20 protein-coding genes are annotated in these 25,753 nt (G+C 64.2%); 8 read left to right on the forward strand and 12 right to left on the reverse strand.

The window, feature by feature from the left end; all coding sequences use genetic code 11:
- Window positions 1-153: 153 nt before the first annotated feature.
- The 3 genes from tssM to LFL96_RS20660 are packed head-to-tail and all read left to right on the forward strand — an operon-like array spanning window position 154 to window position 6,039.
- Window positions 154-4,068, forward strand: a complete 3,915-nt coding sequence (gene tssM, locus LFL96_RS20650) for a type VI secretion system membrane subunit TssM (protein ID WP_281002563.1) — start codon at window positions 154-156, stop codon at window positions 4,066-4,068.
- Window positions 4,065-5,057 (forward strand): type VI secretion system-associated protein TagF, encoded by a 993-nt coding sequence (gene tagF, locus LFL96_RS20655; RefSeq protein ID WP_281002564.1) that lies wholly within the window; start codon window positions 4,065-4,067, stop codon window positions 5,055-5,057. Before tssM ends, tagF begins: the two co-directional genes overlap by 4 nt.
- A gap of 4 nt (window positions 5,058-5,061) precedes the next feature.
- Window positions 5,062-6,039, forward strand: coding sequence for an OmpA family protein (locus tag LFL96_RS20660; protein WP_281002565.1), 978 nt, complete (start codon window positions 5,062-5,064; stop codon window positions 6,037-6,039).
- A gap of 107 nt (window positions 6,040-6,146) precedes the next feature.
- Here LFL96_RS20660 and tssA read toward each other — a convergent pair whose 3' ends face one another.
- The 9 genes from tssA to LFL96_RS20705 all read right to left on the reverse strand — a co-directional run bounded on the left by tssA (window position 6,147) and on the right by LFL96_RS20705 (window position 17,049).
- On the reverse strand, window positions 6,147-7,250 hold the full coding sequence (gene tssA / locus LFL96_RS20665) for a type VI secretion system protein TssA (RefSeq protein WP_281002566.1): 1,104 nt from the start codon (window positions 7,248-7,250) through the stop codon (window positions 6,147-6,149).
- A gap of 77 nt (window positions 7,251-7,327) precedes the next feature.
- Complete coding sequence (gene tssH, locus LFL96_RS20670; RefSeq protein WP_281002567.1) at window positions 7,328-10,024, reverse strand: type VI secretion system ATPase TssH; 2,697 nt, start codon at window positions 10,022-10,024, stop codon at window positions 7,328-7,330.
- A 35-nt stretch (window positions 10,025-10,059) separates the two neighbouring features.
- Window positions 10,060-11,154 carry a type VI secretion system baseplate subunit TssG gene (gene tssG / locus LFL96_RS20675; RefSeq protein WP_281002568.1) on the reverse strand — a complete coding sequence of 365 codons (1,095 nt, stop codon included), beginning with the start codon at window positions 11,152-11,154 and terminating at the stop codon, window positions 10,060-10,062.
- Window positions 11,118-12,953, reverse strand: coding sequence for a type VI secretion system baseplate subunit TssF (tssF, locus tag LFL96_RS20680; protein ID WP_281002569.1), 1,836 nt, complete (start codon window positions 12,951-12,953; stop codon window positions 11,118-11,120). Before tssF ends, tssG begins: the two co-directional genes overlap by 37 nt.
- Before the next feature lie 183 nt (window positions 12,954-13,136).
- Window positions 13,137-13,616: a type VI secretion system baseplate subunit TssE gene (tssE, locus tag LFL96_RS20685; RefSeq protein ID WP_281002570.1), complete on the reverse strand. Its 480-nt coding sequence runs from the start codon at window positions 13,614-13,616 to the stop codon at window positions 13,137-13,139.
- 94 nt (window positions 13,617-13,710) lie between these two features.
- Window positions 13,711-14,214 carry a type VI secretion system tube protein Hcp gene (locus tag LFL96_RS20690; protein ID WP_281002571.1) on the reverse strand — a complete coding sequence of 168 codons (504 nt, stop codon included), beginning with the start codon at window positions 14,212-14,214 and terminating at the stop codon, window positions 13,711-13,713.
- Between the two features lie 79 nt (window positions 14,215-14,293).
- Window positions 14,294-15,784 (reverse strand): type VI secretion system contractile sheath large subunit, encoded by a 1,491-nt coding sequence (tssC, locus tag LFL96_RS20695; RefSeq protein ID WP_281002572.1) that lies wholly within the window; start codon window positions 15,782-15,784, stop codon window positions 14,294-14,296.
- 18 nt (window positions 15,785-15,802) lie between these two features.
- Complete coding sequence (tssB, locus tag LFL96_RS20700; protein WP_281002573.1) at window positions 15,803-16,330, reverse strand: type VI secretion system contractile sheath small subunit; 528 nt, start codon at window positions 16,328-16,330, stop codon at window positions 15,803-15,805.
- A 35-nt stretch (window positions 16,331-16,365) separates the two neighbouring features.
- Window positions 16,366-17,049 carry a tetratricopeptide repeat protein gene (locus LFL96_RS20705; protein ID WP_281002574.1) on the reverse strand — a complete coding sequence of 228 codons (684 nt, stop codon included), beginning with the start codon at window positions 17,047-17,049 and terminating at the stop codon, window positions 16,366-16,368.
- A 361-nt stretch (window positions 17,050-17,410) separates the two neighbouring features.
- Here LFL96_RS20705 and tssJ point away from each other — a divergent pair, with 361 nt between their 5' ends.
- The 3 genes from tssJ (at window position 17,411) to LFL96_RS20720 (ending at window position 20,271) form a co-directional block, all read left to right on the forward strand.
- Window positions 17,411-18,040, forward strand: coding sequence for a type VI secretion system lipoprotein TssJ (tssJ, locus tag LFL96_RS20710; protein ID WP_281002575.1), 630 nt, complete (start codon window positions 17,411-17,413; stop codon window positions 18,038-18,040).
- Window positions 18,041-18,148: 108 nt separating this feature from the next.
- On the forward strand, window positions 18,149-19,495 hold the full coding sequence (tssK, locus tag LFL96_RS20715) for a type VI secretion system baseplate subunit TssK (protein WP_281002576.1): 1,347 nt from the start codon (window positions 18,149-18,151) through the stop codon (window positions 19,493-19,495).
- Window positions 19,492-20,271, forward strand: coding sequence for a DotU family type IV/VI secretion system protein (locus tag LFL96_RS20720; RefSeq protein WP_281002577.1), 780 nt, complete (start codon window positions 19,492-19,494; stop codon window positions 20,269-20,271). Before tssK ends, LFL96_RS20720 begins: the two co-directional genes overlap by 4 nt.
- Window positions 20,272-20,444: 173 nt before the next feature.
- Here the strand turns inward: LFL96_RS20720 and zwf are convergent, their stop codons facing one another.
- From zwf to LFL96_RS20735, 3 genes are all read right to left on the reverse strand, one after another.
- Entirely contained in the window at window positions 20,445-21,926 is a 1,482-nt protein-coding gene (zwf, locus tag LFL96_RS20725) for a glucose-6-phosphate dehydrogenase (protein WP_281002578.1), read from the reverse strand.
- Between the two features lie 280 nt (window positions 21,927-22,206).
- Window positions 22,207-23,325, reverse strand: a complete 1,119-nt coding sequence (locus tag LFL96_RS20730) for a delta(1)-pyrroline-2-carboxylate reductase family protein (protein WP_281002579.1) — start codon at window positions 23,323-23,325, stop codon at window positions 22,207-22,209.
- Between the two features lie 206 nt (window positions 23,326-23,531).
- Window positions 23,532-23,813, reverse strand: coding sequence for a hypothetical protein (locus tag LFL96_RS20735; protein WP_281002580.1), 282 nt, complete (start codon window positions 23,811-23,813; stop codon window positions 23,532-23,534).
- A gap of 231 nt (window positions 23,814-24,044) precedes the next feature.
- On the opposite strand from LFL96_RS20735, the gene LFL96_RS20740 reads away from it, so the two are divergent.
- Together LFL96_RS20740 and LFL96_RS20745 are read left to right on the forward strand one after the other, a co-directional pair.
- On the forward strand, window positions 24,045-24,299 hold the full coding sequence (locus LFL96_RS20740; protein ID WP_281002581.1) for a helix-turn-helix transcriptional regulator: 255 nt from the start codon (window positions 24,045-24,047) through the stop codon (window positions 24,297-24,299).
- A gap of 2 nt (window positions 24,300-24,301) precedes the next feature.
- The gene (locus tag LFL96_RS20745; protein WP_281002582.1) at window positions 24,302-25,642 is read left to right on the forward strand and encodes a type II toxin-antitoxin system HipA family toxin; all 1,341 of its coding nucleotides are present in this window, start codon (window positions 24,302-24,304) and stop codon (window positions 25,640-25,642) included.
- The last annotated feature ends 111 nt before the right edge of the window (window positions 25,643-25,753 follow it).

Consider the following 25,753-nt stretch of genomic DNA (forward strand, 5'->3'; position numbering starts at 1 on the left):
CGCAATCGCCGACTCCCGTCCGCGCGAATTTAACAATCCGGCAACCTCCGCTTTCATCTAAATATGCTTTCGTTTTATTTCAAACGCCGCACGCGCGCCTCGCTGGCTGCCGCATCCCGCGACACGACATACATCACCAAGACCTGAACGGCTATGCGACGCATTCTCCACGTGGTGTTCCACCCACGCACGCTCTCGATCATCGGCCTGCTCGCGCTCGCTGCTGTTTTATTCATCGGCGCGGCAGTCATGCAGATCGACCCGATGTGGCCGATGCTCGCGTTCGGCGCGGTACTCGCGCTGATCGTGCTGGTCTGGCTGATCCGCCGCCTGCTCGCGCGGCGCGCGAACAGCAAGCTCGGCGAGATGCTCGAACAGCAGGCGGAAAAGCAGAACGAGTCGGGGCCCGCGCCCACGCCCGCGCGTCAGGCCGAACTCGACGTGCTGCGCACCCGCCTCGTCGATGCAGTCAAGACCATCAAGACCTCGAAGATCGGTCAGTTGTCGGGCGGCTCCGCGCTGTACGAACTGCCGTGGTACATCGTGATCGGCAACCCCGCCGCCGGCAAGAGCAGCGCGGTGCTGAACTCGGGTCTGCAATTCCCGTTCGCCGACAAGAACAACGCGGTGATTCACGGCATCGGCGGTACGCGTAACTGCGACTGGTTCTTCACGACCGAAGGCATTCTGCTCGACACCGCGGGCCGCTACTCGGTGCACGACGAAGACCGCACCGAATGGCTCGGCTTCCTCGGTCTGCTCAAGCGCTTCCGGCCGAAGGCGCCGATCAACGGCATCATCGTCACGGCGAGCATCGCCGAGCTGACCGGCAGCAAGCCGGAATTCGCGATCAACCTCGCGAAGAACCTGCGCCAGCGCGTGCAGGAACTGACCGAAAAGCTGGAGGTGTTCGCGCCGGTGTACGTGATGTTCACCAAGGCCGACCTGATTACCGGCTTCACCGAATTCTTCAGCGGCAGCGACCGCCACGAATACGACCGCGTGTGGGGCGCCACCCTGCCCTACGTGCCGGATGAAAAGCGCGACGTGGTCGGCCTGTTCGACGAGCACTTCGAGGAACTGTACGACGGCCTGAAGGAAATCAGCATCGCGCAGATGTCGATCAACCGCGGCAACAAGCTCTCGCCGGGTCAGTTGAGCTTCCCGCTGGAATTCTCGACCATCAAGCCGGCGCTGCGCGCGTTCCTCGCCACGCTGTTCGAGACCAATCCGTTCCAGTACAAGCCGATCTTCCGCGGCTTCTACTTCACCAGCGCGTTGCAGGAAGGCGAAACCAACAGCGCGGCCGCCACCCGCATCGCGAACCGCTTCGGCCTGAGCGCCGACAGTCTGCCCAAACCGCATAGCGCATTCTCGAAGAACGGCTTCTTCCTGCGCGACCTGTTCTCCAAGGTGATCTTCGCCGACCGTCAGACGGTGCGCCAGTTCGCGAGCCCCGCGAAAACGCGCATGCGTTACGCGACCTTCTTCGGCTTCGTCGCCGTGCTCGCGCTCGCGCTGGGCGGCTGGACATGGTCCACGGTCAACAACCAGCAGCTCACCGCGAACGTGCAGGCCGACCTCGACAACGTCGTGCGTCTGCAGCAGAACCGCAACGACCTGCAATCGCGTCTGCAGGCCATGGACGTGCTGGAAGACCGCATCGACCAGCTCGAACAGTTCCGCCGCGACCGCCCGCTCGCGGTGTCGCTCGGCCTGTATCAGGGCGATCGCCTCGAACAGCGCCTGCTCACCGAGTACTACAACGGCGTGCGGCAGATCCTGCTCGACCCGGTGTCGCAGAATCTCGCGTCGTTCATGAAGGACGTCAACGCGCATCCCGAACAGCTCGCGCCGTTGAACCGCACGCCGGATGCCGGCGCGATGCCGGTGTCCGCGCACGCGGCGATGGCGGCGAACAACCAGGGCGGCCTGTATAGCGACGCCTCGCCCACCAATGTCGAAGACGCGTACAACGCGTTGAAGACCTACCTGATGCTGAGCGACAAGCGTCACGTGGAAACCGCGCATCTGACCGACCAGATCGCCCGCTTCTGGCGCGGCTGGCTCGAAACGAATCGCGGCAACATGCCGCGCGACGAGATGATCCGCAGCGCCGAGCGCATGATCACGTTCTACCTGTCGCGCGTGTCCGACGACGACTGGCCGATGATCGACGAGAACCTGGGTCTCGTCGACCAGACCCGCGAAAACCTGCGCCACGTGGTGCGCGGCATGCCGGCCCGTCAGCGCGTGTACGAGGAAATCAAGGCGCGCGCCTCGACCCGCTTCGCGCCCATGACGATCGCGCGCATCGTCGGCGAGAACAATACGGCGCTGGTCGCGGGCAGCTACGCGATCCCCGGTACCTTCACGCGCGAGGCGTGGTTCCAGTACGTGCAGCCCGCGATCCGCGACGCCGCCACCAAGGAACTGCAGGCCAAGGACTGGGTGCTCAACACGTCCGCGCACGACGATCTGACGCTGGAAGGCAGCCCCGAGCAGATCCAGAAGGCGCTGGTCACGATGTACAAGACCGAGTACGCAATGCACTGGCAGAAGTTCATGCAAGGCATCGCGGTGCAGAACTTCGGCAGCTTCGGCCAGGCGGTGGATGCGATGAACCGCCTCGGCGATCCGCAGGACTCGCCGATCCGCAAGGTGCTCGAAACCGCGTACGACCAGACGTCGTGGGATAACCCGTCGCTGTTCAACGCGAACCTGAAGCGCGCGCAGAGCGGCGTCACGAGCTGGTTCAAGAACTGGTTCTCGCGTGCGCCGACCGGTCAGCTGAACGCGAACATCGACATCAACGGCAATCCGGTCGAGATGCCGATGGGCCCGATCGGCCAGGAGTTCTCGGCGCTGGGCCGCATCGTCCAGACCGGCGACAACGGTTCGATGCTCAAGGGCTACATGGACACGCTGTCCAAGGTCCGCACGCGCTTTAACGTGATCAAGAACCAGGGCGATCCGGGACCGGGCGCGCGTCAGCTGATGCAGCAGACGCTCGACGGCAGCGGCTCCGAACTGGCCGACTCGCTGAAGTACGTCGACGAGCAGATGCTCACCGGCCTGACCGACTCGCAACGCAAGGCGCTGCGTCCGCTGCTGGTGCGTCCGCTGATGGCCGCCTACGCGGTGGTGATCCAGCCGGCCAGCGTCGAAGTCAACAAGGTGTGGAACGCGCAGGTGTACCAGACCTTCCAGGGCTCGCTCGCGAACAAGTATCCGTTCGCCGGCGACGCGAAGATCGAGGCCGGCGCGGGCGAAATCGCCCAGGTGTTCGGCCCGGACGGCGCGATCGCCAAGTTCGTCGGCACCACGCTCGGACCGCTCGCGGTACGTCGCGGCGATACCCTGACGGCCCGCACGTGGGGCGACATGGGTCTCGCGCTGACGCCGGACTTCACCAACGGCTTCGCGCGCTGGGTCGCGCCGCTCGCCGGCGGTGCGGCGGGTGCGTCGGCGGGTCAAAGCTCGGCCGAGCCGCAGACCGTGTTCCAGATCCTGCCGCAGCCGAGCAGCGGCACCACGGAGTACACGCTTGCGATCGACGGTCAGCAGATGCGTTACCGCAATACGCCGCCGCAGTGGACCAACTTCGTGTGGCCGAATCCGTCGGGTTCGCCGGGCGCGACGCTGAGCGCGACGACCTTCGACGGCCGCACGCTGCAGCTCGTCAACGAGCCGGGCCGCTACGGTCTGGAGAAGCTGATCAACTCGGCGCAACGCAAGCGCCGTCCGGATGGCACCTTCGACCTGTCGTGGACGCAAGGCAACGTGACGGTGGCGGTCAGCATGCGCATCATCAGCACGTCGCAGGCGTCGGGCGGCAGCGGCGATGCGCCGCAACAGCAGAGCCTGCGCGGCCTGAAGCTGCCGTCGTCGGTGGCGGACGTGAGCGCGGCGGCGAATTCGGTCAACGCGACGGCCACCGGTGCGCCCGGCGCTGCGCCTGGTATGGCGCCTGGCGCTGGCGCGATGTCCGGTGCGGCGGCCAACCCCGCAGCCAACCTCGCGCCGGCCACGGCCGCCGCGGTTTCGAACACTGGGAGCGCGCAATGACGCAGACCGTACAGGCGCAAATCGCTTACTTCGGCAAGATTCCGTCGCGCGGCGACTTCGTGAAGAGCGCGCATAACCCGCAGCTGCTCGCCACGCTCGACCGCTGGATCGCGGAAGCCATGGAACTGCTCACCGACGATCCGCGCTGGAAGATCGTCTACGAAAACGCCAAGCCGATGCATTTCGCGTTTCTCGGCTCGCGCAGCAAGCTGGCGATCGCCGGTCACATGATGGCGAGTCACGACCAGTCGTCGCGCCGTTTTCCGTTTCTCGCCGCGACCGCGCTGGAAGTCGAGAAGCCGCTGACCTTCCTCGCGCACAGCCCGCTCGCGTTCGCGCGGCTGTGGTCGCGCATCGCCTCGCAGATGAAGCCGCTGCTCTCGCCGAGCGAACCGGCCGGCGCACTGCAGGCGCTCGGCGACACGCTGGTGCCGATCGAGATCGGCGGTGGCCCCGGCAATCCGCACGACGGCACCTTCAACGATTTCGTCGAGCATCAGACACTCGCCGGTCTCGAACAGATGCTGCTCGCGAGCGGCCACCCGGTACGCCTGCGCGGCGCGATGCTCGCGCTCGGCTCGCTACTGCGTCCGGTGATGCAAAGCGGCTCCTCGCATCTCGAACGCGGGCTCACGCTGCCGCTGCCGAACGACCCGTTCTACCGCAGCCTCGTCGCCGCGTTCTGGCTCGAACTGATCGCGCCGTTCATCGCGCAGGCCGATTTCGAACTGGCGATTTTCATCGGCACGATCGCCGAGCGCGAGCGGCTCATCATCGGCTTCAACGGCGCTTCGGCCAAAACGCTGCACAGCGTGGTCGATCCGCAGTCGTACGCGGCACACAACATCGACATCGACGATCCCGAGTGGATCGACGAACACGCACAGAATGACCATGGCATCAGCAAGCTCGTCAGTTATCTCGACCAACCGCAACTGTCGCTGCGCGTCAGCATCGACACGTTCCGCGAAGCTTTCACGGGAGCCTGACGCGATGGCTACACGTTTTTCAGGCGTCTCCAGCACGCGCGTCGCCGCGCTGCTCGCCGGTCTTTTGCTGGGCGCTGCCGCGCACGCCGACAACGACGGCCCGGCGCGCGTCATGCCGGTCGACAACAGCGGTATCTCGATTCACACGACGGTGTTGCCGGCCGCGGCTTCCACAAACCCGCAACCAGGCACGGCCGGCCCCGCCGTCACGACCGCCGGCCTCGCGAGCGGCACGACCGGCGCCGGCACGGGTACGGTCACGGCGGCCCCGCCGCCCGCCAATGCGACGCCGGGTCAGGTCGTGGTCGGCGGCAAGGTGCCCGACGAAGCCACCAAGGCGGCCGTGCTCGCGAAACTGCGCGACACGTACGGCGCGATGAACGTGGTCGATCAGATCGAAGTGGCCGATGTCGCGACGCCGCCGAACTGGTCGAGCAACGTGCAGAAGCTGATCGGCCCGCAGTTGAAGCAGATCAGCAAGGGGCAGTTGAAGATCGACGGCACGCAGATCGACGTGAAGGGCGAGGTGCACAACGAATCGCAGCGCCAGCAGCTCGCGAGCGACATGGCGAACGCGCTGAATCCGACCTACACGATCAAGAACGGCCTGCGCGTGAGTGCGTCCGAACAGGGACTGCTCGACCAGACGCTGGCCAACCGCACGATCGAATTCGAAACCGGCAGTGCGACGCTGACGCCGCAAGGCCGCGCGATTCTCGATCAGATGGCCGCCGCGATGCAGAAGATGTCCACGAAGACGGTCGCGATCATCGGGCACACGGATAACTCGGGCAATCGCGCGTCGAACATCGCGCTGAGCCAGGCGCGTGCGGATGCGGTGAAGGGGTATCTGGTCGCCAAGGGCATCTCGCCGCAACTGATGACGACCACGGGCGTCGGTCCGGATCAGCCGATCGCATCGAACGATACGACGGACGGACGGGCGCGTAACCGGCGGATCGAATTCCGCGCGGGGTCCTGATTCAATTTCCCGTCGTGGGTGTTTGACAATCGACGGTCGACTATCGACTGTCGAGTGCCGGGTAACGCGCCGTGCAGGCGCTTACCCGGTCAGCGCACCGCACCCGCTCAACTATTCTCTTCCGGCTTCACGCCCAGCAACTCGCGGATGTGCGCGAGCGAGCCGTCGTCCTTGACCACCGTCGCCAGCCATTGATGCAGCGGCATATCCGCGGCCTCGGCGGCTTTCTCGGCGAAATACGCGGCCGGATTGTGCGGCTCCGTGCCACGAAAGAAGCGCGCCACCGCGCGCAACTGCGCGACGGCCTGCGCACGGCTCTGGATTCCTGCGATCGGGCTGGTCGGCGTGGTCGTCAACACGGGTTCCTCGCGTTGCGGAGAAGTCTTGAAGGTCGGCTCGGCGCGTTCGTGCTCGTTGGCCGCCGGCGTTTTGGCGGCAGGTGCGTCGGCATTCACGCCGAGTTCGCGCGCAAACCGCTCGGCCAGACGGAACACGCTCTCGTACGCGTCCTTCGCCTGACGGAAACTCGGTGCGGTATCGCCCGCGCGGCGGTCCAGTTCCTGTTCGAGCGCGAGCATCGCCGCTTCGAACGCTTTCAGATCGGCCAGCAGCGCGGTGTAGAACGCGGGCGGCGTCGCGCGTTTGGACGCCTCGATCTGTTCGATCGACGGCTTGCCGCGCGCGATATCGTCCGCATGATCCGGGTCACGCTTGACGGCCTGCGCGACGTGCGTGGCGACCTCCCAATCCAGCGCGCTGTACGCATTGCCCTGCGACGACGTGAGCGGCATGGCCCGCAACAGCTCGCCGGTGCGGCCCATCAGCCACGCGACGTTGCCGAGGCGATACTCGGTATCGTCGCCTTCCGGCAGCGGATGCACGGTGTCCCAGAAGCGCTCGCACAGCCCGCCGAGCAGCGTGTAACCCTGCGTGAGACCGCCGATGCCCTCTTCCAGCGCAAGCGCCTCGGTGAGCCAGACGGCGAGCCGCAGGTCTTTCGTCTGCGTGCGCAGCAGTGTGCTCGCGCGCTCCACGACGAACGGCCAGTCGGCCTCCTTGATATCCGTCACCCATTCGCCCTGATCGAGCGAGGGATCTTCGAAACGGCGCGCGTGCTGGATCGCGTCGAAGTCGGCGGAAAACAGCAGGTCTTCGCCGCAGGGCGAGGCGTCGCTGAGCGGCGCCAGCAGCGGGGTCAGGTTAGTCGGCATGACAGAAGGCAATGGGTTTCCGAAACGACATAAAAGCAGGCATTAAAACAGATTGGCGATCACGCGGGCGAGCCGCGTCACACCACCGTGTAGTCGAATTCGCCGGCTTCGCTCGCGCGCACCGCGATGCGTTCGAGCGTGGCGCCGTTCGCGATCCGCTCCAGCACCTGCTGCGCGACTTCGGGCAGCAGCGTGCCGTTCAGGATGTGATCGACATTGCGCGCGCCCGAGTCCACCTCGGTGCAGCGCGCGAGCACCGCATCGATCAGCGACTCGTCCCACTCGAACACCGCCTTGTGATTCGACTCGATGCGGCGGCGAATCCGCTCCAGCTTCAGTTCGATGATCTCGGCGAGCACGTCGTCGGAAATCGGGTAGTACGGCACCACCTTCATGCGCCCGAGAAAGGCCGGCTTGAAGGTCTTGTACAGTTGCGGGCGCAGCGTTTCGGCCAGCGCCTCGGCGTCCGGCAGTTCCTCGGCGGTCTTGTTCAGGCAGGCCTGCATCACCGCCTGCGACCCGACGTTCGAGGTCAGGATGATCAGCGTGTTGCGGAAATCGATCTCGCGGCCCTCGGCGTCGTCCATGGTGCCCTTGTCGAACACCTGAAAGAACATTTCGAGCACGTCCGGATGGGCCTTTTCGACTTCGTCGAGCAGCACCACCGAATACGGATTGCGCCGCACCGCCTCGGTCAGCACGCCGCCCTCGCCGTACCCGACGTAGCCCGGCGGCGAGCCCTTCAGGCCGGACACGCTGTGCGCTTCCTGGTACTCGCTCATGTTGATCGTGACCATCTTGCGTTCGCCGCCGTACAGCACGTCGGCGAGCGCCAGCGCCGTTTCGGTCTTGCCGACGCCCGACGGGCCCACGAACATGAACACGCCGCGCGGCTTGTTCGGATCTTCGAGATTCGCGCTGGCGGTGCGCACGCGTTGCGCGATCGCGTCGAGCGCATGGTCCTGGCCGATCACGCGCGCGGCCAGCAGCGGTTGCAGATTCAGCACGGTCTGAATCTCGTCCTTGACCATGCGGCCAAGCGGAATACCGGTCCACGACGCGACGATTTCGGCGACCACGTGGCCGTCCACCTGCAACGGCACCATCGGCTGGCCGCCTTGCAGCGCCTGCAGTTCGGCGACGCGTAGCGCCAATGTTTCGCGCGCTTGCCGCGCCCTCTCCACCTTGTGCGCCTGCTCCGCGTCCGCGCTGCTCGCGCGGGCCGCGTCGATGTCGGCGCGCAACCCGACGATCTCGGTCACCAGCGCGCGCTCCTTGTCGTAACGCGCTTCGTCTTCGGCGAGCGCGGCGACGTCCTGTTCGCGCAGCGCGCGCAATTCCGCCAGACGTTCGTCGTGTGGTGTGTCGTGCACGGTGCCGCTCGCCGCTTCGCGTTCGAGCGCGGCGATTTCGGCGTCGATGCGTTCGAGGCTTTTCTTCGTATCGTCGATCGCGGCAGGCGTCGAGCTATGCGCGAGCGCAACCTTCGCGCAGGCGGTGTCGAGCACGCTGATCGCCTTGTCCGGCAGTTGCCGCCCGCTGATGTAGCGATGCGACAGACGCACGGCCTCGGTGATCGCGTCGTCGAGCACGCGCACGTTGAAGTGCTTCTCCATCAACGCGGCCATGCCGCGCAGCATGGCCGCGGCCAGCGTCTCGCTGGGCTCCTCGATCTTCACCACCTGAAAGCGCCGCGCGAGCGCCGCGTCCTTCTCGAAGTATTTCTTGTACTCGCTCCACGTGGTCGCCGCGATGGTGCGCAATTCGCCGCGCGCGAGCGCCGGCTTCAGCAGATTGGCCGCGTCGTTCTGCCCCGCCTGGCCGCCCGCGCCGATGATCGTGTGCGCCTCGTCGATGAACAGGATGATCGGATGCGCGCTCTTCTTCACTTCGTCGATCACGTTCTTCAGGCGGTTCTCGAACTCGCCCTTCACGCTCGCGCCTGCCTGCAGCAGCCCCATGTCGAGCACGTGCAGCGCGACGCCCCTGAGCGGCGCGGGCACGTCGTCGGCGGCGATGCGCAGCGCGAGGCCTTCCACCACCGCCGTCTTACCGACGCCCGCCTCGCCCGTCATGATCGGGTTGTTCTGGCGGCGCCGCATCAGGATGTCGATGGTCTGGCGAATCTCGCCCTCGCGGCCGATCACCGGATCGATCTTGCCGTCGCGCGCGCGCTGCGTGAGATTGCTGGTGTAGGTATCGAGCGCGGGCGTTTTCGACGGCGCGCCGGGCGCGGCTACGTTGGCCGCGGTTTCAGCGGCCGCATCGTCCGCGCCGTCCGCCGTGTTGCCGCGCTCGGTTTCGCGCGAGCCCGCGGTCAGTTCGTCGAACTTGTGCTTCAGATCGTTCACACGCACGTCGCGCAGCAACGGCGACATACGGTCCGCGAATTGCGCGAGATCCGGCGCGGTCAACAGCGCGAGCAGCAAATGCCCCGAACGGATGCGTCCGATCTGCGAATCCAGCGACGCGATCAGCCACGCCTGTTCGAGCAGTTCGATCAGATGCTTCGAGAACACCGGCGTGCGCGTATTGCCGGTGTTCAGCCGTTGCAGTTCGCGTTCGAGATCCGCGCGCAACCCGTGCGCGTCGACCTTGCTCGCGCGCAGCACCAGCGCGATATCGCTCGCCGCTTCGTCCAGCAGCGCCAGCAGCAGATGTTCGAGATCGACCTCGTAGTGACCGCGCGCGAGACAGTTGTTCGCAGCCAGCAAGGCGGCCTGCCGGCAGGTCGGATTCAGTTTGGCGATCAGGGTGTTGAGGGACGTGCTCATGTCGTGCGATCCAGGTCGGGTTTCTGTCGTTATGGTCAGTGAATCACGTGCAATTCGTAGCGGGCGTCCGCGCGATTGCGGTCGGCTTCGCGCGTGCACAGGAACGCGTCCCAGCCGAGTCGCGCCCCCTTGCTCAACAGGCTCGGCCCCACTTCCTCGCGGCGCAGCACCAGCGAGACTTCGTATTCGAGCGTGACGCCCGCCAGCAGCGTCAGCATGCGTTCCAGCGCGACCGCGCGCTCGGCGCCGGGCAGGAAGGCTTCGTAGTCGGCCTTGTCGAGCGGACCGATCACGAGGCGCGCGCGCATGTCGCGTTGCCAGACGCGTTCGCCCGCCAGCGCGGTCGCACCGAGCGTCGCGTTGACGCTGCCGAGCACCGTCAGTTGATCGGGTGGCACGTCGTACCATTTGCCGACAAACTGCTCGACCCGCACGCGCACCTTGAAATACTCCGAGAGCGTGCGCTGCAGGTATGCCGCCGATACCGGCCGATGCCGCGCGGCCAGCGCGTAACCCGCGATCGCCTCGTCGAACAGCGCGCCCTCGCCGCGTTGCAGGCTGTCGCGCGTGTCGTCGTCGGCGACGCCGGCCAGTGCGAGCAGCAACGGCAGATAGCGTTCGTCGCGGTCCAGTTCGTAATGCAGCGGCAGGCGGTACTTCTTCCACGCCGCGTAGAACAGCGCGGTCGCGCGGTTCGAGAACACGTCGAAGAATTCGCGCGCGGCGCGGTCGCGCTTGAGCTGCTCGCGCGCGACGATCTGCTCGGTGTAATGCAACGGCAGCGCGCCCTGGCCGCCGAGCAAACCGAAGAACGCCGGCGTCAGGTCGACCTTCTCCAGCGAGCCGTCCGCGAGCGCGGCGCTACGCTCGGCCTTGTCCTTCAGCAGCGTGCCTTCTTCGCCGTACGACTGCGCGCCCTGAATCTCGCTGGGCGGAAACGACATCGACAGCGTGTTACGGAATGCCAGCTTCTGCGCGACGATTTCGCCGGGCCGGCTTGTTTGTGACGGCGTTTGCTGAGCGAACCACTTCTCGAGAATCCGCACCGCCTGAAAAAACTGGAAGCGATACGGCTCGTCGAGCAGTTGTTCGACTACGCCAGGATCGATTCGCCGCTGCGCGGTTTGCATCGCAAGATCTCCTCGCCCGTGCGCTTCGACACGACGACCAGTTGCACAAAGCTGTTCAGATGCACGTACAGCCCAAAAAACGTGTCGATGACCCGCACGAACGAAGCGAGACTCGTGCCGACGAAATGCTCCTCGTCGATCGTCAGGCGAATCTCGATGCCACGCACGAAGGTCGCGAACGGCTTGCCGGGCAGCCACTGCACGGCCGCGCGCTGCTCGATGCCGACCAGTCCGTCGATATGCCGCGCCGACACCGCCGTGCGGCGCAGGTCGTAAAGCACCAGCATTTCCTTGAGCGCCGACAGCCCGTTGGCCGCCAGCGACACATGATTCAACGCCAGATGCGAAATCAGCCGCCAGTGCACCGCGCGGCCGCGCTCGAAGCGCACGCTCGGCGTGGGCCGGCGCAGCATTGTCACGCCGTTGGTGGTCGAGCCGCCTTCGAAATACAGATCGCCGCCTTCGAGCCCGACCGCGAGGCCCGACGGCAGATCGCGATTGGTACAGGTGATGTCGAGACTCAACGTATCGGTCTGCGGCGACGCCGGTTCGAAGTCGATATCGACGATCGAAATTTCCGTCTCGTAGCCGGGGCTGTTCTGCGCGACCCAGTCGTTACGCCGCGCGAACCAGTAATGACCGGCGCGCGCCGCCTCGCCGTGATGCAGCGAGTAGAACGGCCGGAATTCGATCACCGTTTCCTCGTGCGCCTGCTGGCGGACGAGCTTCACCGAGTCGATCGAATACACCTCGTACGCGAACGCGCGGCGCGATTCGGCGATCACCGGATACGACACCGATTGATGATCGATCCGGATCGGGTCGCCGTGCTGCTTGAACAGATTCACGATCGGCGTGCAGAACAGCCGGAAATGATGCGCGGACAACGAATCCAGCAGACGCGCCATGTGCGAGTCGCTGCGCACTTCCTTGAGCACCACGTGCAGCGTCAGGCGCGTGCAGCGGCCGCTCGCGCGCGTCATCGCGGCGAGATCGAAGTCGGCGAAATTGAATTTCTCGGGGAACGCGAAATACTCGGTCAGCAACCGGTAGGCCGGGTGCGATTTGGCCGGGTAGTCGATCAGCGCGTCGTCCTCGTCGAAGCCCGCCTGCGCGAGCGGCGACACGCGCAGCGGGGTCCACACGCCACGGCGGTCGGCTTCCACGTAGGTGGCCAGCGCATTGACGAACAGGCAGTCCGAGAGCGCGGCGATGAACGACTGCTCGCCGTGCAGATGCGCGCGCACCGTGCCGAGTTTCAGCGCGCCCAGATCGAGCGGCGCGGTGGATTCGAAGGTGATCGACACGATCGCCGTGGCGTTGCCCGGCAGGACCGTCGCGCTCGGCGCCATCGCCACCGACGTGTACTTCGCCTCGGAGATGCGGATCGGCGCGAGCGTGACGTCGTAGGCGGTGCGGAAACGGCATTGCGTGCCGCGGATCGGCCGCGACTTCAGTTCGGTGCCGCGCTCGATGCGCGTCGGTTCGGTCAGATGCGTCAGCGCGGCCGGCGTGCCCAACTGCGCGATCGAGCACGACGGAAACGGCCGCAGATAGTGCGGGTACAGCACTTCCAGCAGTGCTTCGGTGAATTCCGGGTAGTCATCGTCGAGTTTCTTGTTGATGCGCGCGCCGAGCAGCGCGAACGATTCGATCATCCGCTCGACGTGCGGATCCTCGCAGTGCTCGCCCGACATGGCCAGACGCGCCGCGATCTTCGGATAGCGCTCGGCGAAATCGCGCGAATAGCGCCGCAGAAATGATAATTCGCGCTCGTAATACGGCAGCAATTCTTCCATCGATCTATCCCCGGACCTGATACTTGCACGCTCCGTCCCTGACCGCCGTTGCGCGTCACGGCGGCGGCGGAGCGTCGCGCCTGATACTGCCTGATGCCTGATGCTTACTGCCTGATACCTCGTGCTGAACACCTGCTGAAGCCGAGCCCCCTGCGCGGCTCAAGCCGCGGCTCGCTGCGCGGGCTACAGTTTCGCGCGGGCGCGCGTCACCGAGTATTGCAGCGTGGAGGGTTGCAGCATCGCGTCGAAACTCACCGGTTCTTCCGCCGGGTGCACGACCAGCAAAGCCTGAATCGCGAAGTTCAGCGCATTGGTGGACTGTTCGTTCAGTTCGAGCGTCACCGCGACCTGCTGCAGGCGCGGCTCGTGCCGCGCGATAGCCTGCTGAATCGATTTACAGATAAACGTGCGGTCGAAGTGGCTCGCGAGACTCAGGCCCGCGAAATCGTTCAGCCCGTACGTGAGCACCGATTGCTGACATTCCGGCAGCGCCGCGAGCTCGTGCTCGGTCAGCGCGATGCGCGTATTCAGGATCGCCTCGACGTCGCGGGCGACCGTGCTCTTCAATTCCTCCAACGACAATTGCCGCATCGCCGGGGAAGCCGGCAGATGCGGTTCGTCGTCGAACAGCTTGTCGAGAAAGCTGGGTTCGAAGCGTTTCATCAGATTCCGAAGCAACCGGCCGATGCGAGGCGCGGGCCGCGCGCGCGGGCGGCATCAAACCGCACACGCCGCGCGCACCACCCGCGCCGCGACATCAGACCGCGTACGTCTTGTCGTTCTTCGTCAGGCTCCACGCGCCTTGCGCGTTGCCGCCCTGATTGCCGCCGATCTTCTGCTGCGTGTACTTCCATTGCACGGCAGCGTACTTCAGCGAGAACTGTTCGGTCGGCAGACCTTCGCCCACCACGCTCGGCGTGACGCTCGAGATGATCACGTACTTGAGCTTCACTTCCAGGTACTTGATGCGGTTGCCTTCACCGTCCGAACGCATGAAGTCGATCGTGACTTCGTCGAAGGTCGTGCCGCCCGACGCGTGTTGATAGATCAGCGGGCTGACCACGTCGATGTCTTTCGTGAACTGCATGTCCGAGTGTTCGCAACGCTCGGAGGTGTGACCACCTGCCGTCGATGCCGTTGCCGAACGCGGTTGCGTGATGGAATGGCTCCACGAATCGATTTCAATCCAGCCAGCGTGATCTTTATCGGCGGACTCGCCCTTGATCGCCGGATTGCCGAATTTTAAATAGATATCCTTCATAACTCATCGACTCCCCAAAGAGGTGGTTTTAACAGCTAACCCGCGCGGCCCGCGCGGGTTAGCTGGACTTGGACTTGATTTATGAATTGGCCGGTTTCGGCAGATCGGCAACCAGACGCAACGAGATCGAGAGTTCGTCGAGCTGGAAGTGCGGGCGCAGAAACGCGACCGAGCGGTAGACGCCCGGCTTGCCCGGCACTTCGGAGACCTGGATCGATGCCTCGCGCAGCGGGAACTGCGCTTTCTGTTCCTGGCTCGCGTTATCGTCGAGCAGCACGTATTGCGAAATCCAGCGGTTCAGGAAAACTTCCACGTTCTGCGCCGACGCGAAGCTGCCGATCTTGTCGCGCATCATCGCCTTCAGGTAGTGCGCCACGCGCGACACCGAGAAGATGTATTGCAGCTGCGCGGACAGCACCGCGTTCGCATTCGCGCTGTCGGTGCTGTACTTCTTCGGCTTCTGCACCGATTGCGCGGCGAAGAACGCGGCGTAGTCCGAGTTCTTGCAGTGCACGAGCGGGATGAAGCCGAGGTCGCTCAGTTCCTTTTCGCGGCGGTCGGTGATCGCGATTTCGGTCGGGCATTTCAGCGCGACTTCACCGTCGTCGGTCTTGAACGTGTGGGTGGGCAGATCTTCGACCAGCCCGCCGCCTTCCACGCCGCGGATCGCCGCGCACCAGCCGAAGTCGTCGAACGCGGCCGTCAGACGCGCGGCGAACGCCCATGCCGCGTTACACCACAGGTATTTGCTGTGATCGGTGCCGTCCACTTCCTCGACAAAGTTGAAGCCCTCTGCCGTGGCGCCGTCTTTCGGATTGAACGGCAGACGGCCGAGAAAACGCGGCAGCGTCAAGCCGACGTAGCGCGAGTCTTCGGAGTCGCGGAACGACTTCCACTTCGTGTATTCGACCGTGTCGAACACCTTGCCGAGATCGCGCGGCTTGCCGAGATCGGCGAAGCTCTCGAGACCCAGCAGTTCCGGCGACGACGACGCGATGAACGGCGCATGCGCGGCCGCCGCGACGTGCGCCATCTGCTCGAGGAAGTACATGTCTTCCGGCTGACGCGTCACCTCGAAGTCGCCGATGATCGTGCCGAACGGCGAGCCGCCGAAGGTGCCGAACTCTTCTTCGTAGATTTTCTTGAACAGCGCGCTCTGATCGAATTCGATCGCGGTCTTGAAGTCGCGCACCAGATCGCGCTTGGGCGCGTGTAGCGCCTTGATCTTGACCGTCGCGCCGGTGTTGCTTTCCTTGCACAGATAGTCCAGACCGCGCCACGTGCTTTCCATGCGCTGGAATTGCGGCGCGTGCATCACCGCGCTCAATTGCGTGGAAATCAGGCGGTCGAGTTCCGCGACGCGCGCGTCGATCGTGGCCGACAGGTTGTCGGACACCACCACGGTGCCGTCGAGCACTTCGCGCACGAGTTCGCCGATCAGGTCTTTCGCGCGCGCGTGTTCGGACTCGGACTTCGCCACGCGGCTTTTCTCGACGATCTCGTCGAGCAGCGTGGATTCCGTGCCGCCTTGCGCGGTGGCGAGTTGAGCTGCTGCCGTTTGCTGATTCATCTCACACCCCGTACGTACTTATTCGCCCTGCTTGTCGTGGTCCGCCGCGTTGCCCTGGTCTTTCGCGAGGCTTTGCAACTGCTGCGTGTTGTTGAGCACTTCGCTCAGCAGGTCTTCGAGCTTGTCGTTGCCGGCGAGCTTGTTGCGCAGGTCGGCAAGCTTCGAGCGCGCCTCGAGCAGACGGCGCAGCGGCTCGATCTGCGAGACCACTTCGTCCGGATTGAAGTCGGCCATCGACTTGAAGCGCAGGTCGACGGCGAACTTGCCGCCCTCCTCGCTCAGACGGTTTTCGACCTGGAACGCGGCGCGCGGCTCGATCGCCTTCATCACGTCGTCGAAATTGTCGCGGTCGATATTGACGAACTTGCGATCGCGCAGCTTCGGCTGCTCGACTTCCGACTGCCCGGCCAGGTCGGCGACCACGCCGACCACGAACGGCAGTTCCTTGATTTCGATCGCATCGCCGCGCTCGACCTCATAGGTCAATTGAACGCGCGGCGGCCGCACTTTTTGCAAGCGTTTTTGAATACTTTCTTTCTTCGCCATCGTCGGCTCCCGGATGCGGATGGATCAAGCCATGCTCAGCGCAGCGCGCTGAACGGATCGGACGCGCCACCACTCTTCGCGGCCGTGGTGGGCTGCGGAGCGGGCGGAGTCTGCGCGGCGGGCGCCTGCGTGGCGGCCGGCGCCGCGCCACCGGCATTCGCCTCCGGCGTTTCAGCGGCCTTGCCCTTGGGCGGACGATGCGCGATGAACTTCTTCTTTTTCGGTACCGGCTTGTCGTTCGGGTCGGGCGGGAACAGCGTGGCCTCGCCGAGCGTGTCGCGCAGCTGTTTGGCGAGCGCCTGCGCGTCGGACTTCGCGTCACCCGCGAGCGACGCGTCCTGGCGCAGCTCGCCAAGCGACTGCGTGGCGACGCGCAGACCGGCCACCGCCAGCACGCTCTTCGCCTGACGGTCGGTCTGGTCGCGCTGCAACGCTTCCTGCGCGGCGACGATCGCCTGGCCGTAATGGCCCTGCGTGAACTGGATCTGCGCGATGCGCGACCACGGTTCTTCACGCGTCGGATCGGTTTTCGACAATTGCTGGTAAAGCGCCATGGCGCGGTCCTGATCACCGCCCTTTGCGACGGTATCGGCATCCGCGAGTTGCTTATTAAAAGCCTCCGGTGTGGTCGCCGCGTTGTTGCCCTGTGTCGCGCAACCGGCCATCACGCCGCACGCCAACACAACCCCAGATAGTTTTACTAAGAGACGCTCATTCATCGTTTTTCACCGACGTGCGAATTTTTTAATTCAAGGAGAAACCGGAGTTTTGCTTTGCTTCAAGTGCGCGGGTATAGTACAGGCCAATTTTCGATAATTCAACTTTCGTGTGAAGAGACATTGCACAAAAAAAATGCATGTCGATCATTTAAACGAAACATGCAGAAATTGTTTCCTGGCGCAATAGCGTTATTGTCGAAAGCGGAAAAAATTTCCACCATCTGGCGGCATGTCGCGGGCTAGTCGGCGATACATGCGCTTTGCATATAGCGGCAATGCGCGGCATTGCGTGCATGCAAATAGCCGGGATTGATTTCGTTATTGTCGTTTTGACGGGGGCGGCGCCAAGCCGGTGATGGTTATGAATTCGCGTTTTGTTCGCCGTGCATCGTTATTGATTGCGAGCGCCGCCGCCTGCGCGCTGCTGCTGGGCGGCTGCGCGGCCGCCGTGCCGGCGCTCGGCGCCGCCGCCAACGCGGTGATGCAGGCGAGCGGCCTCGGCAAGCCGGAGTTGCCGGACGCGCAGAAGCCGCCGCGCAACGTCGGTTTGACGTTATACGCGGCGCCCAATCTGAATGCCGCGACCGACAATCGTCCATTGGCGCTGGTGGTGCGGCTTTATACGCTGAAAGACCCCACTTCGTTCCAGCAGGCGCCATTCGACGCGTTTACCGATCCCGCGAAGGAAAAGACCATACTCGGCGGCGATTTGCTGGGCGTACGCGAAGTGACGCTGATCCCGGGGCAACGCTACACGGTTACCGAAAAAGTCTCGCGTGAAGCGCAGGCATTCGGTATCGTCGCTCTATTCCGCGATCCGGCCATGCAACGCTGGAAATTCGCGTTCGATCCGGCGAAGTCGGAGAAATCCGGCATAATGATCGGCCTGCATAACTGCGCAATGACCGTGACCAACGGCACCGTGATCCCGCCGGAACAGGGATTGCCCGCGCAGCCGCTGAATATGCTTTCCTCGGTAAGCTGCGGATAAAGATGCTGTGCAAATGCGATTTAACAGTTTTTAGACAATTAACAAAGCGGCGCTCGAATCGGTTATCTCCGGGTGCGCCACACGCTGAACGCATATAACAGGTTTGAGATGAGTTATTCCGCAAAAGTGCTCTGGGGGGAAGGCCTGTTTCTGAGGCCGCAGCATTTTCAGCGTCAGGACGCCTATCACGAGGCGCGCCTGTTCGAATCGATCCAGGCGATCCAGCCGTACAACTGGGGCGTGCGCAGCGTGCGTTTCGACCGCGACGCGCTGAGCAGCAACGTGCTGCGTCTGAGCGAGCTGTCCATGGTGTTTCCGGACGGCGCGCTCTACTCGGGGCCGCAGGCCGACGAACTGCCGCCGCCCATCGCGCTCGAAACGCTGCCCGACGGCATCAACGAATTCACCTTCTATCTTGCGTTGCATCCGCTGCGCGAAACCGGCGCGAATTATTCGCAGGACAGCAACGCGGGTTTCGTGTCGCGCTACGTCAGCACGCAGACGCCAGTGGCCGATCATTTCACCGACGCCGCCGAAGCCGACATCACCTTCCTGAAGACCAGCGTCAAGCTGATCGCACACAGCGAGCCGCGCGACCAGTTGCTGTCGGTGCCGCTCGTGCGCATTCGCCGCACCGCGACCTCGGGCTTCGAATTCGACGACAGCTTCGTGCCGCCGTGTCTCGCGATCGAGGCATCGCCGGTGCTGCATCAGCGGCTGCGGCAACTGATCGACGCGTTGCAGGCCAAGGTCAACGCGCTGTACGGTTTTCACCGCGAGCCGACCAAGAACATCATCGAGTTCCGTTCCGGCGACATCGCGTCGTTCTGGCTGCTGCATACCGCGAGCGCGGCATTCGCGTCGCTCGCGCATCTTTACCAGCATTCGGCGCTGCATCCGGAGCGGCTGTTCCAGGAACTGCTGCGCCTCGCCGGCCAGTTGATGACGTTTTCGAAGGGCTACGCGCTGTCGGATCTGCCCGCTTACCGGCACGACGATCCGGGTCCGCCGTTCGCGCGGCTCGACACGATCCTGCGCGACCTGCTCGAGACCGTGATCTCCACGCGCTACTTCGCGATCGCGCTGGAAGAAGTGCGGCCGTCGTTCCACGCGGGCCGTCTCGACTCGGGCAAGATCGACGACAAGACGCAGTTCTTCATCGCCGTGTCGGCCAACATGCCGACCGCCGAACTCGTCGAAGCGGTGCCCGCGCGCTTCAAGGTCGGCGCACCGGACGACGTCGACAAGCTGGTGCTGTCGGCCATGCCGGGCGTGCGGCTCGTCTACACGCCGCAGGTGCCGCCCGCCATTCCGGTACGGCCGGGTGCGTGCTACTTCTCCTTCGAATCGCGCGGCGCGCTGTATGACCGCATGTTGCAGGCCCAGTCGGCAATGATCTACGCGCCGTCGGGCATCAACGATCTTCAACTCGAACTGATCGCCGTCACATCATGAGCTACGCGCCTTCCCTGTTTGGCGGCAGCACGCCTGCCGCGACGCCCGCCCCCGCAAGCGAGCCGAGCTACCAGGTCCGCTCGCTGCTCGATCTTCTGTATGACGGCTTCTTCATGCTGTTCCTGCTGAAGAACGGCCGCGAGCCGGGCGATCCGGTCGAATTCAGCCAGCGCATCCAGCAGTTCCTCGGCGACTTCGAGCGCGGCGCGAAAAAGCTCAATGCGTCCGCGGAAGACGTGTATGCGTCGAAGTTTGCGTTCTGCGCGGCAATCGACGAATCCGTGCTGTCGTCCACCTTCAAGATCCGCACGGAGTGGGAACGCCGGCCGTTGCAGCTTACGCTGTTCGGCGAGCAGCTCGCGGGCGAGAAATTCTTCCACTATCTGGAGGAATGCCGTGCGCAAGGCGCGCCGCGTCTGCAATCGCTCGAAGTGTTCCATATGTGTCTGCTGCTCGGCTTTCAGGGCAAGTATCTGCTCGAAGGACCGGAGAAGCTCGCGTATCTGACCGCGCGCATCGGCGACGAAATCGCGCATATGAAGGGCAAGCGCGCGCCGTTCGCGCCGCATTGGCCGCTGCCCGATCAGGTCGCGCACCGGCTCAAGCGCGAGGTGCCGCTGTGGTCGATCGGCGCGGTGTTCGCGCTGGTGGGTCTGCTCGCGTATCTAGGGCTGAACACGTATCTGCGCGATTCGACGCTGCGTTCGCTCGCGCCGTATTCGCAGGTGGTCAAGCTCGGCCCGCAATCGGCGACGTTGACGATTTCGTTGCCGTAACGAGCGAGTGGTCACGCGCGCTCGACCGGTATCGGCACTATTCGACGCGATGGCGCGTCGCTAAAGTCGCGCAATACCGTCAAAGCCCGCACCGGATAAAAAACGGCCCGCATGAAATCATGCGGGCCGTTTTGTTTGCGCGTTTTGTTTGCGTGAAACGAACCGACAGACGCTTACTGCGATTCTTCCGCCCACACGCCGTTCTCGCGCGCCATCAACGCGGTCGATGCCGACGGTCCGAACGTTCCCGCCGTATAGGCACGCGGCTTCTCGCCCGACTTGCCCCAGCCTTCCAGAATCGGTTCGGCCCACGCCCATGCGGCTTCCAGTTCGTCGCGACGCATGAAGTGCGTGAGGCGGCCACGGATCACGTCGATCAGCAAACGCTCATACGCCTCGGCGCGGCGCTCGGTGAACGCCTGCTGCAGATCGAGATTCAGATTCACCGGCAACATGTGCATGCCGCTGCCCGGCTCCTTCGCGAGCACCTGCAACTGGATCGATTCTTCCGGCTGCAACTGGATCACCAGCTTGTTGCCGTAGTTGCGTCCGCCGCTCGGGAAGATCGAGAACGGCAGCTCGGAAAACTCGATGACGATCTCCGACACCTTCTTCTGCATCCGCTTGCCGGTACGCAGGAAGAACGGCACGTGCGCCCAGCGCCAGTTGTTGATATGCGCGCGCAACGCGACGAAGGTTTCCGCGCGGCTGCCCGCCGGCACGTTGTCCTCTTCCTGATAGCCCTTCACCGCTTCACCGTCGACAGCGCCCGCGGTGTATTGACCGCGCACGGTATCGCGAGCGATGTCCTCGGGCGTCATGGGCCGCAGCGAGCGCAGCACCTTGAGCTTTTCGTCGCGCACCGCATCCGGATCGAGCGATACCGGCGGTTCCATCGCGACGATGCACAGCAGTTGCAGCAGGTGGTTCTGCACCATGTCGCGCAGCGCGCCGGTCTTGTCGTAGAAGCCGGCGCGGCTGCCCACGCCGACCGTTTCCGCGACCGTGATCTGCACGCTCTTGATGTACGGCGCCTGCCACAGCGGCCCGAAAATCGGATTGCCGAAGCGCAGCACCATCAGGTTCTGCACGGTTTCCTTGCCGAGGTAGTGGTCGATCCGGTAGATCTGCGCTTCCTCGAAATGCCGGCCGACATCCGTGTTGATCGCCTGCGCGGACGCCAGATCGTGACCCAGCGGTTTTTCCAGCACGACGCGCGAATTGCCGTCGATCAGCCCGGCCGTCGCGAGGTTGTCGCAGATATTGGTGAACAGGTCCGGCGAGGTTGCCAGATAGAACACGCGGCGCACGCCTTCGCGCGACGCTTCCTTCAGGCGCTGATAGTCTTCCGCCGAATCGACGTCCATGCGCACGTATTCGAACAGCGCGAGAAATTTGTCCCAGGCGGCCGCATCGAACGCTTTCTTTTCGATGAAGGGCTTGGCCTTCAGCTCCATGAACTCGTTGATGTATTCCTCGCGCGACCAGGGCTTGCGGCCGATCGTGAGAATGCGCGTTTCCGGCGGCAGATTGCAGTGCAGATGCGCCATGTACAGCGCGGGCAGCAGCTTACGGAACGACAGGTCGCCCGTGCCGCCGAAGATGATCATGTCGAGCGGCAGGTCGGGAGTGGCGGAAGCGTGTTGAGTCGTCATAGCGCGGTCACGGCGTCGTGATGGAGGAAGCGTCGGTCAAGGGCAGAAAAAGCGGGCGAACGGGCCCGAGGCGGGATGCGAGCGCCGGGAAACGGCGCCTTTTTTCTGGCAAACGCCTATGGTGCAACGTTTTGAGATAGTTTGCACGGCAACATCTGCCCCAGCTTGGCGCAATATGCCAACCTTGGGGGTTAAAGGCCTGTTTTTCAGGCCTTTTTCGCCGCGCAGGAAATTGTGCGCCGCAACTGATGTTGCCGGTGCGGTGTCGCTTTTGAACGTCTCAGGCGGCGGGAAGAGGATCGGCGGACGCGTTCCGCGAGGCGCTCGGCGAAGCCCCGGGTGACGCCAGCGCGTCACGCGCCACGCGACACGCCGCCAGATCCCACGCCGCGCAGCCGACCGTTTTGAAGACGATCGCTCTGTTCGTTTCGTGAGCCTCGCTTGCCTCGTTTGCCTCGTTTGCCTCGTTTGCCTCGTTTGCCTCGTTTGCCTCGTTTGCCTCGCTTGCAGTGAGCGGCGCCGAGCCGTCCAGCACCGACGCAATCCCGCGCACGCTCGCCCATTCGACGCCGGCCTGGATGAAGTCGCCGGCCTCGTGTTTCGCACCGGCCAGATCATCGACGTACAACGCGCTGCCCGCCAGCGTGCGTGCGCCGATTTCAGCCATCTCGGGCGTGAACGCGCCAACGCCGATCACCAGACGCCCGGCGCGCGCGGCTTCGTCGTACACCGGTTGCCGGCTGGTGGTCAACGCGATCACGACGTCGATCGAGTCGGGAAGCGGCGCATCGGTGTCGGGCAGCGGCTGCAAGTGGAGGACGCGATGACGGGCGTCGCTGCTGGAATCGTCACTCGCCTTTTCACCCGTTTTTTCACCATACTCCACGCAAAACGCCTCCGCGCGTGCCGCGCTGCTGCCCTTCACCCACACCCGCGCATCCGGATAAAGCTCGCCGATCGCCTCCAGATGATTCAGCGCCTGCGTGCCGGTGCCGATCAGCAGGAATTCACCCGGCGGCCGTGCCATGAAAGTCCGTACGCCCAGCATCGACATCGCCGCGGTGCGCCGCCCCGTGACGCTCGGGCCGTCCAGCACGAACAGCGTTTCACCGGTGTCGGCGTCGAAGGCCATCACCTGGCCGTGGATGGTCGGCAGATCGCGCGCACGGTTGCTCGCACACACATTGACGAGTTTATGAATCGCGAGATCGGGGGCGGTGGCCGGCATCGACAGCAGGATGCCGCCGGCGTTGAGCGGCACGACCAGCCGCTCGGGACTCGCAATCCGCTGCTGCGCGTAATCGAGACTCGCGCGCTGCAACGCGTCGACGAGCGCCGCGTACGGAATCAGCCGCGCGGTCGCGGCGGCATCGAATATTTTTGTGATCGGGCGAGTCATGTGCGAGTGGTTCCAATCTTGAGCGTTGGGTTGAATTCGAAGGACGTGTCTTCGGATACTGCGCAATGAAAAACCGCCGGCCGCTGCAACGGGTCCGGCGGCGATCCAGTATGCCAAAGCATCGGCATGCGTGGCGCGATTCCACGCCACGCCGCGCGACGCCACGCGAGACGGCTAGCGACCTCGCGCGCTAGCGCCAAGAAGGTTCACTGCGCCGTGTCCTTCGCGCCGCCTTTCTTGCCACCCTTGAACATCGCGCGGCACGCCGGGCTGAGTTCGTCGACGTGCTGTTTCATGCAGGCGGTGATCTTGTCTTCGTTGGGAATGTCGGCGGCGCAGAAATGCATGGCGTCGCCGCGGCACGCCTTGGTCTGTTCGTCGCGGCTCGCGGCGCTCGCTGCCGTGGCGGCGCCGAGCGCGAATAAGGCGACGGCGCATAGGGCCTGGAGTCGGGTTGTCCGGATGCACGGGGCTTGAGTTCGATTCATGTTGGTTCCTTCAGGTCGGTTTCATGCCGCAAAGTCGGTGCTTCGACTTCAGCAGAAAACGGGCCCGATCATCCCGGACGGGGCCAACTTCATGACGTTCGCAACGGCATCGCCGCGCGCGTCTGTTTTTATTCGCCACACAGATATTTGGCAAATATCTGTCACACGAATATTTGGAAAATATTCGTGTGACGCATATAATGCGTTTATTCGTCTCACAGATAATGCGCCATGATCCACGTCATCGCTCAACCCGCCCAGATCGCTCAGCTCCTTGCCGCCAGTCGGCGTCAGGTCGGGCTGACGCAGGCTGAAGCTGCCGCGCGCGTCGGCCTCAGCCAGAGCCGGCTGTCCACGCTGGAGACCGACGCCTCCGCGCTCACGCTCGAGCAATTGTTGATCCTCTGCGGCATCTACGGTCTGCAGTTGCAACTGAGCGATAAGAGTTGGCCGGCCATGGCCGCGCAGTCGCGGATCGAATGGTAAGCATGGGCCGCCGCACTGCTTCGCGCGCGCTCTCCGTGTGGGCCAACGGTGAGCGGGTCGGCGTCTGGCGCGTGCCCACGCGCGGCCCGATTGAGTTCGCGTACGACGCGGCATGGATCGGCTCGCCCGCCGGCCGGCCGTTGTCGCTGTCGCTCCCGTTCCTGCCGGGCAATCCCGCGCACAAGGGCCCGCGCGTGCTCAACTATTTCGACAATCTGCTGCCCGACAGCGAGGCGGTCAGAAAGCGCATCGCCCAACGCTACCGTACCGATACGCTCGACGTGTTCGACCTGCTGCAAGCCATCGGCCGCGACTGCGTGGGCGCCGTCCAGTTGCTCGATGAAGACGACGTGCCGGTCGGCGTCGAACGGATCGAAGGCACGCCGCTGTCCGACGACGACATCGAGACGATGCTGATCAACACGATCGGCAATCCCGCGTCCATCTCCACCGACGACACCAACGACTTCCGCATCTCGCTCGCCGGCGCGCAGGAAAAAACCGCGCTGCTTCGCCACGCCGGTCAGTGGCTGCGCCCGCACGGCGCCACGCCCACCACGCACATCTTCAAGCTGCCGCTGGGTCTGGTCGGCAACAAGCTCACCGACCTCAGCACCTCGGTGGAAAACGAGTGGCTCTGTCTGCGGCTTTTGCGCGCGTATGGTCTGCCGGTCGCGAACGCGGAAATCGCGAACTTCGGCAAGCAGCGGGTGCTGTGCGTCGAACGTTTCGACCGGCAGTTGCATTCGAGCGGACGATGGCTGCTGCGGCTGCCGCAGGAGGACTTCTGCCAGGTCTACGGCGTGCCGTCGCATCTGAAGTACGAGAACGACGGCGGTCCGGGGCTGCTCGATCTCGCGCGGATTCTCCAGCAGTCGGAGAACGCGCGCGCAGACATCGAAACGCTGCTGGCAAGCCAGATCCTTTTCTGGATGCTGGCCGCGCCGGACGGCCACGCGAAAAACTTCAGCATTCGCCTGCTGGCCGGCGGCCGCTACCGGCTCACGCCGCTCTACGACGTGATGTCGATCTGGCCGGTGGAAGGCAACGGTCCGAACCAGTGGTCCTGGTACCGGGCGCGGCTCGCCATGGCGCTATGGTCGCGCCACAAACACGACGCGTTCCGCGACGTGCAGCGGCGCCACTTCAACACCATGGCGCAAAAATGCGCGCACGGCGCGGATGCCGAAGCGCTGATCCAGCGCCTGATCGAACAGACGCCGGCGGTCATCGAGCAGGTCTCGGCGGAACTGCCCGAGCGCTTTCCGGCCCGGGTCGCCGAACGTATCTTCAAGGGTCTGAAAAACTCGGCGGCCAAACTCGAGAAGATGCCGGCCACCTAGCACATCCGCATGGCGTTTCGCCGCATTCAAAAAGAGGTATCCGAGTTATTTCTCTACAGATGCGTATCGCATTAATCGGTAAAATGGACCTGATGCCGAGCGCATCGAACA

Source organism: Paraburkholderia sp. D15 (assembly GCF_029910215.1).
GTDB lineage: Bacteria > Pseudomonadota > Gammaproteobacteria > Burkholderiales > Burkholderiaceae > Paraburkholderia.

What these genes read in the sequence shown, in the direction of transcription:
- tssM (WP_281002563.1), top strand. Translation starts at nt 154, where the DNA reads ATGCGACGCATTCTCCACGTGGTGTTCCACCCACGCACGCTCTCGATC.
- tagF (WP_281002564.1), top strand. Translation starts at nt 4,065, where the DNA reads ATGACGCAGACCGTACAGGCGCAAATCGCTTACTTCGGCAAGATTCCG.
- LFL96_RS20660 (WP_281002565.1), top strand. Translation starts at nt 5,062, where the DNA reads ATGGCTACACGTTTTTCAGGCGTCTCCAGCACGCGCGTCGCCGCGCTG.
- tssA (WP_281002566.1), bottom strand. Translation starts at nt 7,250, where the DNA reads ATGCCGACTAACCTGACCCCGCTGCTGGCGCCGCTCAGCGACGCCTCG.
- tssH (WP_281002567.1), bottom strand. Translation starts at nt 10,024, where the DNA reads ATGAGCACGTCCCTCAACACCCTGATCGCCAAACTGAATCCGACCTGC.
- tssG (WP_281002568.1), bottom strand. Translation starts at nt 11,154, where the DNA reads ATGCAAACCGCGCAGCGGCGAATCGATCCTGGCGTAGTCGAACAACTG.
- tssF (WP_281002569.1), bottom strand. Translation starts at nt 12,953, where the DNA reads ATGGAAGAATTGCTGCCGTATTACGAGCGCGAATTATCATTTCTGCGG.
- tssE (WP_281002570.1), bottom strand. Translation starts at nt 13,616, where the DNA reads ATGAAACGCTTCGAACCCAGCTTTCTCGACAAGCTGTTCGACGACGAA.
- LFL96_RS20690 (WP_281002571.1), bottom strand. Translation starts at nt 14,214, where the DNA reads ATGAAGGATATCTATTTAAAATTCGGCAATCCGGCGATCAAGGGCGAG.
- tssC (WP_281002572.1), bottom strand. Translation starts at nt 15,784, where the DNA reads ATGAATCAGCAAACGGCAGCAGCTCAACTCGCCACCGCGCAAGGCGGC.
- tssB (WP_281002573.1), bottom strand. Translation starts at nt 16,330, where the DNA reads ATGGCGAAGAAAGAAAGTATTCAAAAACGCTTGCAAAAAGTGCGGCCG.
- LFL96_RS20705 (WP_281002574.1), bottom strand. Translation starts at nt 17,049, where the DNA reads ATGAATGAGCGTCTCTTAGTAAAACTATCTGGGGTTGTGTTGGCGTGC.
- tssJ (WP_281002575.1), top strand. Translation starts at nt 17,411, where the DNA reads ATGAATTCGCGTTTTGTTCGCCGTGCATCGTTATTGATTGCGAGCGCC.
- tssK (WP_281002576.1), top strand. Translation starts at nt 18,149, where the DNA reads ATGAGTTATTCCGCAAAAGTGCTCTGGGGGGAAGGCCTGTTTCTGAGG.
- LFL96_RS20720 (WP_281002577.1), top strand. Translation starts at nt 19,492, where the DNA reads ATGAGCTACGCGCCTTCCCTGTTTGGCGGCAGCACGCCTGCCGCGACG.
- zwf (WP_281002578.1), bottom strand. Translation starts at nt 21,926, where the DNA reads ATGACGACTCAACACGCTTCCGCCACTCCCGACCTGCCGCTCGACATG.
- LFL96_RS20730 (WP_281002579.1), bottom strand. Translation starts at nt 23,325, where the DNA reads ATGACTCGCCCGATCACAAAAATATTCGATGCCGCCGCGACCGCGCGG.
- LFL96_RS20735 (WP_281002580.1), bottom strand. Translation starts at nt 23,813, where the DNA reads ATGAATCGAACTCAAGCCCCGTGCATCCGGACAACCCGACTCCAGGCC.
- LFL96_RS20740 (WP_281002581.1), top strand. Translation starts at nt 24,045, where the DNA reads ATGATCCACGTCATCGCTCAACCCGCCCAGATCGCTCAGCTCCTTGCC.
- LFL96_RS20745 (WP_281002582.1), top strand. Translation starts at nt 24,302, where the DNA reads ATGGGCCGCCGCACTGCTTCGCGCGCGCTCTCCGTGTGGGCCAACGGT.